The sequence below is a fragment of the Stenotrophomonas sp. GD03958 genome, assembly GCF_029839005.1.
Lineage (GTDB): Bacteria > Pseudomonadota > Gammaproteobacteria > Xanthomonadales > Xanthomonadaceae > Stenotrophomonas > Stenotrophomonas hibiscicola.
Map to the genome: position 1 here is coordinate 1 of NZ_JAOBZT010000094.1, position 13,670 is coordinate 13,670.

13 protein-coding genes are annotated in these 13,670 nt (G+C 64.6%); 2 read left to right on the forward strand and 11 right to left on the reverse strand.

Annotation, left to right across the window (positions count from 1 at the left end; genetic code table 11):
- Positions 1-31 precede the first annotated feature (31 nt).
- The 8 genes from atpD to N5C25_RS18845 all read right to left on the reverse strand — a co-directional run bounded on the left by atpD (position 32) and on the right by N5C25_RS18845 (position 6,712).
- The gene (atpD, locus tag N5C25_RS18810; protein WP_005419510.1) at positions 32-1,438 is read right to left on the reverse strand and encodes a F0F1 ATP synthase subunit beta; all 1,407 of its coding nucleotides are present in this window, start codon (positions 1,436-1,438) and stop codon (positions 32-34) included.
- Positions 1,439-1,475: 37 nt separating this feature from the next.
- Positions 1,476-2,339, reverse strand: coding sequence for a F0F1 ATP synthase subunit gamma (gene atpG, locus N5C25_RS18815; RefSeq protein ID WP_005411129.1), 864 nt, complete (start codon positions 2,337-2,339; stop codon positions 1,476-1,478).
- Positions 2,340-2,436: 97 nt separating this feature from the next.
- The gene (atpA, locus tag N5C25_RS18820; protein ID WP_005419511.1) at positions 2,437-3,984 is read right to left on the reverse strand and encodes a F0F1 ATP synthase subunit alpha; all 1,548 of its coding nucleotides are present in this window, start codon (positions 3,982-3,984) and stop codon (positions 2,437-2,439) included.
- Between the two features lie 44 nt (positions 3,985-4,028).
- Positions 4,029-4,556 carry a F0F1 ATP synthase subunit delta gene (locus N5C25_RS18825; protein WP_251102541.1) on the reverse strand — a complete coding sequence of 176 codons (528 nt, stop codon included), beginning with the start codon at positions 4,554-4,556 and terminating at the stop codon, positions 4,029-4,031.
- 2 nt (positions 4,557-4,558) lie between these two features.
- The gene (locus N5C25_RS18830; RefSeq protein WP_005419512.1) at positions 4,559-5,029 is read right to left on the reverse strand and encodes a F0F1 ATP synthase subunit B; all 471 of its coding nucleotides are present in this window, start codon (positions 5,027-5,029) and stop codon (positions 4,559-4,561) included.
- 106 nt (positions 5,030-5,135) lie between these two features.
- Positions 5,136-5,441, reverse strand: a complete 306-nt coding sequence (atpE, locus tag N5C25_RS18835) for a F0F1 ATP synthase subunit C (protein ID WP_005411133.1) — start codon at positions 5,439-5,441, stop codon at positions 5,136-5,138.
- Positions 5,442-5,514: 73 nt separating this feature from the next.
- Positions 5,515-6,315 carry a F0F1 ATP synthase subunit A gene (atpB, locus tag N5C25_RS18840; protein WP_005411134.1) on the reverse strand — a complete coding sequence of 267 codons (801 nt, stop codon included), beginning with the start codon at positions 6,313-6,315 and terminating at the stop codon, positions 5,515-5,517.
- A 31-nt stretch (positions 6,316-6,346) separates the two neighbouring features.
- Positions 6,347-6,712: a hypothetical protein gene (locus N5C25_RS18845; protein ID WP_014648497.1), complete on the reverse strand. Its 366-nt coding sequence runs from the start codon at positions 6,710-6,712 to the stop codon at positions 6,347-6,349.
- A gap of 458 nt (positions 6,713-7,170) precedes the next feature.
- On the opposite strand from N5C25_RS18845, the gene N5C25_RS18850 reads away from it, so the two are divergent.
- Entirely contained in the window at positions 7,171-7,989 is an 819-nt protein-coding gene (locus tag N5C25_RS18850; RefSeq protein ID WP_019660733.1) for a hypothetical protein, read from the forward strand.
- 444 nt (positions 7,990-8,433) lie between these two features.
- Here N5C25_RS18850 and lpdA read toward each other — a convergent pair whose 3' ends face one another.
- From lpdA to N5C25_RS18865, 3 genes are all read right to left on the reverse strand, one after another.
- A complete protein-coding gene (gene lpdA, locus N5C25_RS18855) occupies positions 8,434-10,242 on the reverse strand; it encodes a dihydrolipoyl dehydrogenase (RefSeq protein WP_279937625.1) in 1,809 nt (602 codons plus the stop codon).
- Between the two features lie 107 nt (positions 10,243-10,349).
- The gene (aceF, locus tag N5C25_RS18860) at positions 10,350-12,059 is read right to left on the reverse strand and encodes a dihydrolipoyllysine-residue acetyltransferase (protein WP_111102934.1); all 1,710 of its coding nucleotides are present in this window, start codon (positions 12,057-12,059) and stop codon (positions 10,350-10,352) included.
- Positions 12,060-12,226: 167 nt separating this feature from the next.
- Entirely contained in the window at positions 12,227-12,742 is a 516-nt protein-coding gene (locus tag N5C25_RS18865; RefSeq protein WP_262214028.1) for a DNA-deoxyinosine glycosylase, read from the reverse strand.
- 186 nt (positions 12,743-12,928) lie between these two features.
- On the opposite strand from N5C25_RS18865, the gene N5C25_RS18870 reads away from it, so the two are divergent.
- A complete protein-coding gene (locus N5C25_RS18870; protein WP_019660737.1) occupies positions 12,929-13,564 on the forward strand; it encodes an OmpW family outer membrane protein in 636 nt (211 codons plus the stop codon).
- Positions 13,565-13,670: the final 106 nt, after the last annotated feature.

Sequence of the window (13,670 nt, forward strand, 5' to 3'; positions counted from 1 at the left end):
GTCGGGCAGGATCGCTCCCGCCCGTCCCGGATCAGGCCTTCTCGGCCATCTTCTTGGCCTTCTCGACCGCTTCTTCGATGCCGCCGACCATGTAGAACGCCTGCTCCGGCAGGTGGTCGTACTCGCCATCGACGATGGCCTTGAAGCCACGGATGGTGTCCTTCAGCGGCACGTACTTGCCCGGCGAACCGGTGAACACTTCGGCCACGTGGAACGGCTGGCTGAAGAAGCGCTCGATCTTACGGGCGCGCGACACGGCCTGCTTGTCCTCTTCGGACAGTTCGTCCATGCCCAGGATCGCGATGATGTCCTTCAGTTCCTTGTACTTCTGCAGGGTCTGCTGGACGCGCTGGGCGGTGTCGTAGTGCTCGTGGCCGATGACCAGCGGGTCCATCTGGCGGCTGGTGGAGTCCAGCGGATCGACGGCCGGGTAGATACCCAGCGAGGCGATCGAACGCGACAGGGTGACGGTCGAGTCCAGGTGGGCGAAGGTGGTCGCCGGCGACGGGTCGGTCAGGTCGTCCGCGGGAACGTAGACGGCCTGGATCGAGGTGATCGAACCGTTCTTGGTCGAGGTGATGCGCTCCTGAAGGACGCCCATTTCCTCGGCCAGGGTCGGCTGGTAACCCACGGCGGACGGCATACGACCCAGCAGTGCCGACACTTCGGTACCGGCCAGGGTGTAACGGTAGATGTTGTCGACGAACAGCAGGACGTCCTTGCCCTTGCCGTTTTCGTCCTTCTCGTCGCGGAAGTACTCGGCCATGGTCAGGCCGGTCAGCGCGACGCGCAGACGGTTGCCCGGCGGCTCGTTCATCTGGCCGTACACCATCGCCACCTTGTCCAGGACGTTGGAGTCCTTCATTTCGTGGTAGAAGTCGTTGCCCTCACGGGTACGCTCACCCACGCCGGCGAACACGGACAGGCCGCTGTGCGCCTTGGCGATGTTGTTGATCAGCTCCATCATGTTGACGGTCTTGCCGACGCCGGCGCCGCCGAACAGGCCGACCTTGCCGCCCTTGGCGAACGGGCACATCAGGTCGATGACCTTGATGCCGGTTTCCAGCAGCTCGGTGGCCGGGGACTGGTCTTCATACGACGGCGCAGCGCGGTGGATTTCCCAGTTGTCGCTGGCAGCGACCGGGCCGGCTTCGTCGATCGGACGGCCCAGCACGTCCATGATGCGGCCCAAGGTGCCGGCGCCGACCGGCACCGAGATGCCACGGCCGGTGTTGACGGCAACCAGGTTGCGCTTCAGGCCGTCGGTGGAACCGAGGGCGATGGTACGCACCACGCCGTCACCCAGCTGCTGCTGGACTTCGAGGGTGATCTCGGTGTTTTCCACCTTCAGTGCGTCGTACACCTTCGGCACCGATTCACGCGGGAATTCGACGTCGACGACCGCGCCGATGATCTGAACGATCTTGCCCTGACTCATTGCTGCATCCTCTAATGTGTGCTTTGAACGAACGCGGTCAGACTGCTGCCGCGCCGCCGACGATTTCGGAGATTTCCTGGGTGATCGCTGCCTGGCGCGCCTTGTTGTAGACGAGCTGCAGGGTGCCGATCAGCTTGTTGGCGTTGTCGCTCGCCGCCTTCATCGCAACCATGCGTGCGGCATGCTCGGAGGCGACGTTTTCCAGCAGTGCCTGGTACACCAGCGACTCGATGTAACGCGTCATCACGTGCTCCAGCACGGTCGCGGCATCGGGTTCGTACAGATAATCCCAGTCGTGGTGAGCGACCTGCTTCTCAGCCGGCGGCAGCGGCAGCAGCTGATCGAAGCTGGCCTTCTGCACCATGGTGTTCACGAAGCGGTTGTACACCAGGTACACGCGGTCGATCTTGCCTTCGGTGAAGGCGTCGAGCATGACCTTGATCACACCGATCAGCGATTCCAGCTTCGGCACGTCGCCGATGTGGGTCACGCTGCCGACCATGTTGACCTTCACGCGGCGGAAGAAGGTCGAAGCCTTCTGGCCGATGGTCACCAGGTCCACTTCGGCACCCTTGTCCTGCCATGCTTTGGCTTCGCCCAGCATCTTGCGGAACAGGTTGTTGTTCAGGCCGCCGGCCAGGCCGCGATCGGAGGAGATCACGATGAAGCCGACCCGCTTGACCTGCTCGCGCTCGACCAGGAACGGATGCTGGTAGTCGGTGCTGGCCTGGGCCAGATGACCGATCACCTGCTTCATCGCCTGCGCGTACGGACGCGAGGTCTTCATCCGATCCTGCGCCTTGCGGATCTTGGAGGCCGAGACCATTTCCAGGGCGCGCGTCACCTTGCGGGTGTTCTGCACGCTCTTGATCTTGGTTTTGATTTCGCGTCCGCTTGCCATCTCTTGTTTCCCGTGGCGCGGGGCTGATGCCCCGCGTTGTTCAACCGTTTGTCATCTGGTCCAGCGGAGCCGGAGGCTCCGCTCTACAGGACCGCGATTACCAGCTGCCGGTGGTCTTGAACTCGGCGATGCCCTTCTTGAAGGCACCTTCGATGTCGTTGTCCCAACCGCCGGTGGCGTTGACCTTGCTGATCAGCTCGCCCTGGGTGTTGGCGAAGTGGGCGTGCAGGCCTTCTTCGAACGCCAGCAGCTTGTTGACCGGCACGTCGTCCAGGTAACCCTCGTTGACGGCGTAGATCGACAGCGCCTGGTTGGCGATCGACATCGGCGCGTACTGCTTCTGCTTCATCAGCTCGGTGACGCGCTGGCCACGCTCCAGCTGCTTGCGGGTCGCTTCGTCCAGGTCCGAGGCGAACTGCGCGAAGGCAGCCAGCTCACGGTACTGGGCCAGCGAGATACGGATACCGCCCGACAGCTTCTTGATGATCTTGGTCTGGGCCGAGCCACCGACGCGCGACACCGAGATACCGGCGTTCACGGCCGGGCGGATGCCGGCGTTGAACAGGTCGGTTTCCAGGAAGATCTGGCCGTCGGTGATCGAGATCACGTTGGTCGGAACGAACGCGGACACGTCGCCGGCCTGGGTTTCGATGATCGGCAGCGCGGTCAGCGAACCGGTCTTGCCGGTGACCTTGCCTTCGGTGAACTTCTCGACGTACTCCTCGGACACGCGGGCAGCGCGCTCGAGCAGACGGGAGTGCAGGTAGAACACGTCACCCGGGTAGGCTTCGCGGCCCGGCGGGCGCTTCAGCAGCAGCGAGATCTGGCGGTAGGCGACGGCCTGCTTGGACAGATCGTCGTACACGATCAGCGCGTCTTCGCCGCGGTCCATGAAGTACTCACCCATGGTGCAGCCCGAGTAGGCGCTGATGTACTGCATGGCAGCCGATTCGGAAGCGGTCGCGGCCACCACGATGGTGTGGGCCAGCGCGCCGTTCTCTTCCAGCTTGCGCACGATGTTGGCGATGGTCGACGCCTTCTGGCCGATCGCAACGTAGACGCACTTGATGCCAGTGCCCTTCTGGTTGATCACCGCATCGATCGCCATGGCGGTCTTGCCGGTCTGGCGGTCACCGATGATCAGCTCGCGCTGGCCACGGCCGATCGGGATCATCGAGTCGACCGACTTGTAACCGGTCTGCACCGGCTGGTCGACCGACTTGCGCCAGATCACGCCCGGAGCAACGCGCTCCACCGGAGCGGTCAGGTCGGTGCCCAGCGGGCCCTTGCCGTCGATCGGCTCGCCCAGCGCATTCACGACGCGGCCCAGCAGTTCCGGACCGACCGGCACTTCCAGGATGCGACCGGTGGTCTTGGCGACGTCGCCTTCGCGCAGGTGCTCGTAGTCACCCAGGACCACGGCGCCGACCGAGTCGCGCTCCAGGTTCAGGGCCAGTGCGAAGGTGTTGTTCGGCAGTTCGATCATTTCGCCCTGCATCACGTCGGCCAGACCGAAGATGCGCACGATGCCGTCGGACACGCTGGTCACGGTGCCTTCGTTGCGCGATTCCGCGGCCAGCTTGACCTTCTCGATGCGGTTCTTGATCAGTTCGCTGATTTCGGAGGGGTTGAGCGTGGTTGCCATCGTCAAGTCCTAGTGCCGGCAGCGGGGCCGGACGTTAAATGAATTCAGTTAGCGAGCGCGGTCTGCAGACGGGCCAGCTTGCCCTTCAGCGAACCATCGATGACCACGTCGCCGGCGTCGATCACGGCGCCGCCGATCAGCGAGGCATCGACCGCGGTGGTCACGTCGACCTCGCGGTTGAAGCGCTTGCGCAGCGCGACCTTGATCGCATCCAGCTCAGCGGCCGACAGTTCGGCCGCCGAGGTGACGGTGGCCTTGACCACGTGCTCGGCTTCGGCGCGCAGGGCGTCGAACATGCCGGCGATTTCCGGCAGCAGCGGCAGACGATGCGATTCGGCCAGGATGGCCAGGAAGCGCGAGTAGGTCTCGCCGTGCGACACCGGCGCCAGCAGGGCGACGGCGTCGTCACGACCCAGCTCCGGGTTGGCGAGCAGGGCCGCCACGCGCGGGTCGGCGGCGACGTGGGCGGAGAACGCCAGGGCGTCCGACCACGGCGCGAACGCGCCTTCGTCGCGCGCGGTCGCGAACGCGGCGCGGGCGTACGGGCGGGCAAGCGTGAGGGCCTGGCTCATCCTTAGATCTCCGAGGCCAGCTCGTCGAGCAGCGCCTTGTGGGCGTTGGCGTCGATTTCGCGCTTGAGCAGCTTTTCGGCACCGGTCACGGCCAGCGCGGACACCTGCTTGCGCAGATCTTCACGGGCACGGTTGGCGGCGGCGTCGATTTCAGCCTGGGCCAGTTCCTTCTGACGGGTGGCTTCGGTGATCGCTTCGTTACGGGCAGCATCAACGATCTGGTTGGCACGCGCGTGGGCCTGATCGATGATCTCGTTGGCCTTGGTGCGGGCTTCCTTCAGCGCTTCGTTGACCTTCTCCTGCGCCTGGGCCAGATCTTTCTGGCTGCGGTCGGCAGCAGCGAGGCCCTCAGCAATCTTCTGCTGGCGCTCTTCGATCGCGTTCATCAGCGGCGGCCAGATCTTGGTCGCGATGATCCAGATCAGACCAGCGAAGGCCAGCGCCTGCGCAAGAAGGGTGAAATTGATATTCATGGTTAGCTCGATCGCTGGTTTCGGGGTGGACGCGCCGCCGTAGCGGCACATCCGGCCTTCATCCGAAACCGGGTGCATCAGCACCCGGTCGTCTCAAACCGCTGTATCAGCCGGCCAGAGCCTTGGTGACGGCGCCAGCGAAGGCAGCCGACAGCGGGTTGGCGAAGGCCAGCAGCAGGCCAACGGCGACCGAGATGATGAACGCGGCGTCGATCAGGCCGGCGGTGATGAACATGCGGACCTGCAGGACCGGGATCAGTTCCGGCTGGCGGGCGGCCGACTCCAGGAACTTACCAGCCATGATGGCCAGACCCAGACCGGCGCCCAGCGCGGCCAGGCCGATCATGATGCCGACGGCAAGGGCGGTGGAGCTCTGAATCTGCGCGAAGTTGGTCAGGACGGCGAAGTACATGGTTATCTCCAGGAACTTAAGTTGCTAAGGGTGATGAAACGGATGAAGGTTGAAACGCGTTGAAGCTTGAAACTCAGTGAGCGTCTTCCGACAGGCTCAGGTACACGATCGACAGCATCATGAAGATGAAGGCCTGCAGCGGGATCACCAGCAGGTGGAACAGCATCCAGCCGAGGCCGAACACACCACCGGCAATGGCACCGAAGAATCCGGCACCACCCAGCACCCAGATCAGCAGGAACACGATTTCGCCGCCGAACATGTTGCCGAACAGTCGCATCGCCAGCGAGATCGGCTTGCTCAGCCACTCGACGATGTTGAGGATCAGGTTGAACGGCATCATCCACTTGCCGAACGGCGCCGTCAGGAATTCCTTGATGAAGCCGCCCAGGCCCTTGGACTTGAGCGCGAAGAACAGCATCAGGAAGAACACGCTGATGGCCATGCCCAGGGTGGCGTTGACGTCAGCGGTCGGGACCGGCTTCCAGTAGTGCACGCCCGCCCATTCCAGCGGCTTGGCGATGAAATCGGCCGGGATCATCTTCAGCAGATTCATCAGCAGAATCCAGAAGAAGATCGTGATGGCGATCGGCGTGACCAGCTTGCTCTTGCCGTGGTAGGTGTCCTTGGCCTGGCGGTCGACGAACTCCAGGCAGATCTCGACGAAGGCCTGCCACTTGCCCGGCACGCCGGCGGTAGCCTTGCGGGTCCCCAGCCAGAACGCGACCACGATCACCAGGCCCATCAGGACGGCGGTGAGGAAGGTATCGACGTGGATATGCCAGAACATACCCTCACCCTTGCCGACCGGCGCGGTCAGGTTGTGCAGGTGATGCTGGATGTAGCTGGTAGGGGTTAGAGCCTCGCCCGCCATGTGTCCGGAACCTTCAGTTAATTGAATTCTGTCAACGCCTGGCCATCGCCAGGACCTGGAACATCAAGCCGACGGCGATACCGGCCAACAGCGCCAATGCAGGCAGCTTGAAGACCAGGAACCCCACCAGCAGGACGCCGAAAACCACGACCCACTTGGCCACGATCGCAATGATCAGGCGAGCCATCGCCGATCCTGCGGCCACCGCACCTCCGCCCAGCGCCATCCGTGCTGCAACCCAGCCACCGGCCGAAATGGCCACACCAGACGCCAGCGCGCCGAGGGCATATTTCGGACCCACCAGCAGGAAGGCCAGGGCCAGGACAGCGACCGCGGCCAGCGGGTAGACCGCGGCGCGCAGCATCAGTCGCCGACCCGCGTCAACGGAGTTCAGCACAGGACGTCCCGCGTGGTTGCATGTGGAGGGTTGAGGCGGCTACAGCAGGGGGGGCCTCATCGAGCCGCCAAATTATAGCAATGGGACAATTTGCGAGACAACCGCTGCCTGTTCATCCCGGGAAGGCGCAAGTTGCGGTAACGGTTACATTTTTGCGTACCACCGGGGGGACAATGACGTCCGCACGATGTTGCACCGCAGTATTGAACTTTGGTCGCAGTCGACGGAACTTTCACCGGATGCGCCGGTCCGATTACCCGACCTGCCTGCAGCATCCTCGTCGGCTCCACCCCGCAGGTCCCACGATGGCCCCGAAGCCCGTCTCCGGGGCCATCTCTTTGCATCGTCGTGACAGCGCTGAACCGTGCACACGCCGTGGACCATACGTTCACGGATGGTGGACGGGCCCGTCCCGCACAGTGGTCTTCATTCTGATGAACCACTGCAAGGACTCTTCGATGCGCCCCGTACCCACTCTGCTCGCCCTCTCCCTGCTCGCTGCCGGCGCCTCGTTCGCCAATGCCGCCCACGCCGCCGAAGGCGACGACCGTTTTGCCCTGCGCCTGGGTGCGATGAACATCGACTCGGACAACACCCTCCGCGGCAACACCAACGTGGCCGGCCAGGACATCGGCTTCTCCGAGGACTTCAAGCTGGGTGGCAAGGAGTGGGAGCCGCGCATTGACGGCATGTTCCGCATCAGCAACCGCCAGCGCCTGCTGTTCAACTACTTCAAGTACGACAAGGACCGCCGCGAAACCCTCGGCCAGGACATCTCCTTCGGTGACGTCAGCGTGCCGTCCGGCAGCTTCGTCAAGGGCGAACTGAAGTACCAGGTGGCCAGCCTTGTCTATGACTACTCGGTGGTGGACACCGACACCTTCGACCTCGGCCTGCAGCTGGGTGCCGAGTACGCCAAGGTCAGCACCAAGGCCTACGCCGATCTGGGCACTGTCTATGAAGGCCAGTTCCTCAACGAGAAGACCGACGGCGTGGCGCCGGTGGTCGGTGCACGCTTGAGCTTCACCCCGTCCGAGAAGTGGATGATCACCCTGCAGGGCCAGTACCTCAACACGCGCTGGGGCAGCTTCGATGACTACAAGGGCGACCTGAGCCGCGCCAACGCCATCGTCGACTACCGCTTCACCAGGAACTTCGGCGTGTTCGCCGGCTACGACTGGTTCAAGCTTGATGCGGACAAGAAGGGCAGCGATGGCACCATCGGCCTGAAGCAGGAATTCAAGGGCCCGGTGGCCGGTATCAGCTTCGTGTTCTGATCCCCCGCCCCTTCCACGGCATCTTCTCTCCTGGCGCGGCCTCCGGAACATCGGGGCCGCGCTTTTTTGTTTGCACGGTCAAGCAGAAGCGGGTTGGTCGAGCGCGGGGGGAGAGGGGCTTACGTGCGAATGTCCCCCGGCGCCGGCCTGCGGCCGTCACCTCCTCCTTTACTTCGCACGCAAGCCCCTCTCCCCCCGCGTGTCAGGCATCCGGGCGGCTTTGGCACTGGCTCTTACTATCCGCAAGCCGAGCCGCTGCGTGGGTGGCAGGCGTTTGGACAAAGTAAAGGAGGAGGCGACCGCCGCAGGCGGGTGACGGGGGACATTTGTCCAAATGCCCGCCACCCGCGCGGCGGCCCGAACGCTCGCAATGAGAGTGATCGAGGCTCAACAAAAAAACCCCGGCAAATGCCGGGGCTTTTCATTTGGAACGGCGCGGGCGCCTTACTTCTTCTTCGGCATGTACAGATCGGTGATCGTGCCGTCGTAGATTTCCGACGCCATCGCCACCGACTCGCTCAGCGTCGGGTGGGCGTGGATGGTGTGGCCGATGTCCTCGGCTTCCGCACCCATCTCGATCGCCAGGCCGATCTCGGCCAGCAGGTCACCGGCATGCACGCCGACGATCGCGCCGCCGATGATGCGGTGGGTCTCTTCGTCGAAGATCAGCTTGGTGAAGCCCTCGGTACGGCCGATGCCGATCGCGCGGCCACTGGCAGCCCACGGGAACTTGGCCACGCCGACCTTCAGGCCCTTGGCCTTGGCTTCGGTCTCGGTGACGCCGACCCAGGCGATTTCCGGGTTGGTGTAGGCCACCGACGGAATCACCCGCGCCACCCACTCCTTCTTGTGGCCAGCGGCCACTTCAGCCGCCAGCTTGCCCTCGTGCGTGGCCTTGTGGGCCAGCATCGGGTTGCCGACGATGTCGCCGATGGCAAAGATGTGCGGCACGTTGGTGCGCATCTGGCGATCCACCGGGATGAAGCCACGCTCGGTGACCTGCACGCCGGCCTTCTCGGCATCGATCTTCTTGCCGTTCGGCGAACGCCCGACGGCCACCAGCACGCGGTCGAAGGTGCCCTGCGCCAGCGCAGGCGCCTGGCCTTCCTCGGCAGCTTCAAAGGTCACGGTGATGCCCTTGGCATCGGCGGTGACGCCCGAGGCCTTGGTCTTCAGGTGGACTTCGATGCCCTGCTTCTTCAGGCGATCGGCCAGCGGCTTGACCAGGTCCTTGTCGGCGCCCGGCATCAGCTGGTCCATGAACTCGACCACGGTGACCTTGCTGCCCAGCGCGCTGTACACGGTGGCCATTTCCAGGCCGATGATGCCGCCGCCGACGACCAGCAGCGAGCCCGGCACTTCGGCCAGCTCCAGCGCATCGGTGGAGTCCATCACGCGCGCGTCGTCCCACGGGAAGTTCGGCAGCTTCACCGCCTGCGAACCGGCAGCGATGATGCACTTCTGGAAGCGCAGCAGCTGGGTGCTGCCGTCAGCGGCGGTGATCTCCATCTCGTTGGCCGAGATGAACCTGCCGACGCCCTGCACGTTGCAGACCTTGCGCTGCTTGGCCATGCCGGCCAGGCCCTTGGTCAGCTGGTTGACGACCTTTTCCTTGTACTGGCGCAGCTTGTCCAGGGTGATGGTCGGCTTGCCGAACTCGACGCCGAAATCACCGGCATGGGCCACTTCGTCGATTACCGCGGCGGCGTGCAGCAGCGCCTTGGACGGAATGCAACCGACGTTGAGGCAGACGCCGCCGAGGCTGGCGTAGCGCTCGACCAGCACCGTATCCAGGCCGACGTCGGCGGCGCGGAAGGCGGCGGTGTAGCCGCCCGGGCCGGAGCCCAGCACGACCATTTCGCATTCGATGTCGGCCGGCTTGCCGCTGGACAGCGCCGGCTTCGGCGCAGCCGGTTCAGCCGGGGCGCGGTGCGATGGGGTCACCGGCGGCTTGCTGGCCGGAGCGGCCGCAGCCGGAGTCGGCGCAGCGGCCTTGGCCGGGGCTTCGGCGGCGCCTTCAGCGTCCAGCACCACGACCACGGCGCCTTCGGACAGGGTGTCGCCCAGCTTGACCTTGATTTCCTTGACCACGCCGGCAGCCGAGGACGGCACTTCCAGGGTGGCCTTGTCCGATTCCAGGGTCACCAGACCCTGATCCTTCTTCACCGTGTCGCCGACGGCGACCAACACTTCGATCACCGGCACATCGCTGTAATCGCCGATGTCGGGAACCTTGACTTCAATCGTGGCCATGGTGGGTTTTCCTCGTGCCCGACCGGCATGGCCGGTGGGCTGTCACTGCATCTGTTCACGCGGCCGCGCCAGGGGCTGCGGCCGCACGGTGGGGGCGAAGCGGTGCTTTACAGCAGCACGCGGCGCATGTCGGCAAGTACCTGGGACAGGTACGTGGTGAAGCGTGCGGCCAGGGCGCCGTCGATGACGCGGTGGTCGTAGCTCAGCGACAGCGGCAGCATCAGCTTCGGTGCGAATTCCTTGCCGTTCCAGACCGGCTGGATGGACGACTTGGAGACACCGAGGATGGCCACTTCCGGTGCATTGACGATCGGGGTGAACGCGGTGCCGCCGATGCCGCCCAGCGAGCTGATCGAGAAGCAGCCGCCGCTCATGTCGGCCGGGCCGAGCTTGCCGTCGCGCGCCTTCTTGGCCAGTTCGCCGGTTTCCTGCGCGATCTGCACCACGCCCTTCTTGTCCACGTCGCGGATCACCGGCACGACCAGGCCGTTCGGCGTGTCGGCGGCGAAGCCGATGTGGAAGTACTTCTTCAGGGTCAGGTTTTCGCCGCTGGCATCGAGCGAGGCGTTGAATTCCGGGAACTTCTTCAGCGCTGCGGCGCTGGCCTTGATCAGGAAAGCAAGCATGGTCAGCTTGATGCCGGCCTTCTCGTTCTCCTTGTTCAGCGCCACGCGCAGCGCTTCCAGGTCGGTGATGTCGGCCTGGTCGAACTGGGTGACGTGCGGGATCATCGCCCAGTTGCGGGCCAGGTTCGCACCGGAGATCTTCTTGATGCGCGACAGCGGCTGGACTTCGGTCTCGCCGAACTTGCTGAAGTCGACCTTCGGCCACGGCAGCAGGTTCAGGCCACCACCGGCAGCGACGGCAGCACCGCCGGCAGCCGGCACGCCACCGCTGAGCGCGGCCTTGACGAACTTCTGCACGTCAGCCTTGGTGATGCGGCCGCCCTTCTCGGTGCCGTTGATCTGCAGCAGGTCCACGCCCAGTTCGCGGGCGAACACACGCACCGCCGGGGTGGCATACGGCACCTTGGCCGGCAGCACGCCATCAGCGTTGAACTGCACCGGCGGGCTGGACGGGGTACCGGCCGAGGCGATCTCGCGGGCCGCCAGCTTGTCCGGCTGCGCCGGCACGGCGACCGGCTCGACCTTGGTGGCTGTCTCAGCGGCTGCAGGCGCGGCGGCAGCGGCGGCCTTGGTCGGTGCCGGCGCGGCAGCGCCCTCGGCCTCGATGATCGCAACCACATCGCCCTGCGACAGGTTGTCGCCGACCTTGACCTTGATCTCCTTGACCACACCGGCCACCGAGGACGGCACTTCCATGGTGGCCTTGTCGCTTTCCAGCGTGACCAGGCCCTGGTCCTTCTTGACCGTGTCGCCAACGGCGACCAGGACTTCGATGACCGGAATGCCGGCGTAGTCGCCGATGTCCGGCACCAGCGCTTCAACGGCACCACCGCTGGCAGCCGGGGCAGCTGCGGCCGGGGCCGGCGCGCTCTGGGTGGCGGCAGCCGGGGCAGCGGCCTTGGCCGGCGCCGGCGCGGCAGCCGCCGGCTTGGCGGCTTCCGCTTCGCCTTCAGCCACTTCGATCAGGGCCACGACCTTGCCTTCGGACAGGCTGTCGCCCACCTTGACCTTCAGCTCCTTGACCACGCCAGCCACCGAGGACGGCACTTCCATGGTCGCCTTGTCGCTTTCCAGCGTCACCAGCCCCTGGTCCTTCTTGACCGTGTCGCCGACGGCGACAAGCACCTCGATTACCGGGATATCGCTGTAGTCACCGATATCGGGGACAAGTGCTTCCTTGATTTCGGCCATGGGGATAACTCCGGCAATCTGGTGTAGGGAAACGTCTATTGTGCGGCCAGCGGGGTCCAGCGCCAACCGTTACAGGTGTTTTCAGTACGCACGCAGCCGGGACACGCTGTTGCCCATGGGTTGCGCCTGCCACCAGTCGGTAGCGTATTGTCCCTACGATGTCCGCTTCATGTCGCCAGTGCGTCTGCCACCGGCTGCCAGGCCTGGCGCAGGCGCGGCAGCGACCAGGCCGCATTGGCCGGGCTGGTCGACGGCAGTGCCACCCGTTTCGGCGGGGCCTCCAACCGTGGCAGCACCCAACGCTGGAATGCCTGCACTGACGCGGCGCCATTGCAGCCGACCAGCTTCAGCTCGGGCAACGCGGCGATCAGTTCCGGCAGTGCATTGGCCACTTCCGTGCCACGCACGATGTCCGCATCCAGACTACCCCGGCGCTCACAGCGGCCGATCACATCCCACAGGCCGATGCCTGCGGCGTTCAACGCCTGCAGCCGCGCTGCATAGGGCAGATCCGCACTGAAGCCACAGATATCGGCCATCAACGGCCAGAAACGGTTGCGCGGATGCGCGTAGTAGCGCTGCTCCTGCAGCGACACCACGCCTGGCATCGAGCCCAGCAGCAGCACGCGGCACTGCACGTTCACCTGCGCTTGCAGGCCAATGCACAACGTTGCTTCGCTCACATCTTCTCCAACTGCATGAATGTCAGCGAGGGCCGAAAACCCCATGAATACAGGCATTCCGCACCCGTCGCTGAACAAGGAAAACTATTTTTTAACGTGCGTCGGATTCGATTCATGTTGGGGCGACTACGGTGTGCTCGCCCCGCAACCGGGGGCCCAAAACAAGAAACATTAGGAGATACCCCCATGCGCTCCATCCGTATCCTGAGTCTCGCCCTGCTGACCTCCGCCGCCTTTGCACCGGCCGCTTTCGCCCAGGACAGCAGCAGCACCGACACTGCGTCGGGCAAGCATTTTGCCGTGGTTGGCGGCATCTCGCTGCTGGAACCGAAGAACGACCCGATCACCGGCGTGAAGAAGACCGATGGCGGCCCGGCGCCGACCGTCAGCTTCAGCTACTACATCAACGACAACTGGGCCGTTGAACTGTGGGGCGCTGCCGACAAGTTCGAAAACAAGTTCAAGGGCCCGAACAACGCCCGCCTGGGCTCGGTCGAGCAGCAGCCGGTCGCGCTGAGCGGCCAGTACCACTTCGGCCAGGCTGACAACGTGTTCCGCCCGTTCGTGGGCGTGGGCTACTACCAGTCGAGCTTCAGCAACGAGAAGCTGGGCAACGGCGCCGACACCGACATCCGCTTCAAGGATGCCAAGGGCGTGATCGGTACCGTCGGCGTGGACATGAACATCAACTCCACCTGGTTCGCCCGTGCCGACGCCCGCTACATGCGCGCCCGCCCGGACGTGAAGGTTGGCGGCGAGAAGATCGGCGAAGCCAAGATGGATCCGTGGACCGTCGGCTTCGGCATCGGCGCCCGCTTCTGATCCAGGCTGCACCTGCTTCACTGATGTAACGCGACGGGCCCTTCGGGGCCCGTCGTCGTTTCCGTCACCCGCGTTCCACCTGTAGAGCCGAGCCCATGCTCGGCTG

What these genes read in the sequence shown, in the direction of transcription:
- N5C25_RS18870 (WP_019660737.1), top strand. Translation starts at nt 12,929, where the DNA reads ATGCGCTCCATCCGTATCCTGAGTCTCGCCCTGCTGACCTCCGCCGCC.
- lpdA (WP_279937625.1), bottom strand. Translation starts at nt 10,242, where the DNA reads ATGGCCACGATTGAAGTCAAGGTTCCCGACATCGGCGATTACAGCGAT.
- N5C25_RS18850 (WP_019660733.1), top strand. Translation starts at nt 7,171, where the DNA reads ATGCGCCCCGTACCCACTCTGCTCGCCCTCTCCCTGCTCGCTGCCGGC.
- N5C25_RS18830 (WP_005419512.1), bottom strand. Translation starts at nt 5,029, where the DNA reads ATGAATATCAATTTCACCCTTCTTGCGCAGGCGCTGGCCTTCGCTGGT.
- atpB (WP_005411134.1), bottom strand. Translation starts at nt 6,315, where the DNA reads ATGGCGGGCGAGGCTCTAACCCCTACCAGCTACATCCAGCATCACCTG.
- aceF (WP_111102934.1), bottom strand. Translation starts at nt 12,059, where the DNA reads ATGGCCGAAATCAAGGAAGCACTTGTCCCCGATATCGGTGACTACAGC.
- atpE (WP_005411133.1), bottom strand. Translation starts at nt 5,441, where the DNA reads ATGTACTTCGCCGTCCTGACCAACTTCGCGCAGATTCAGAGCTCCACC.
- N5C25_RS18825 (WP_251102541.1), bottom strand. Translation starts at nt 4,556, where the DNA reads ATGAGCCAGGCCCTCACGCTTGCCCGCCCGTACGCCCGCGCCGCGTTC.
- atpG (WP_005411129.1), bottom strand. Translation starts at nt 2,339, where the DNA reads ATGGCAAGCGGACGCGAAATCAAAACCAAGATCAAGAGCGTGCAGAAC.
- atpD (WP_005419510.1), bottom strand. Translation starts at nt 1,438, where the DNA reads ATGAGTCAGGGCAAGATCGTTCAGATCATCGGCGCGGTCGTCGACGTC.
- atpA (WP_005419511.1), bottom strand. Translation starts at nt 3,984, where the DNA reads ATGGCAACCACGCTCAACCCCTCCGAAATCAGCGAACTGATCAAGAAC.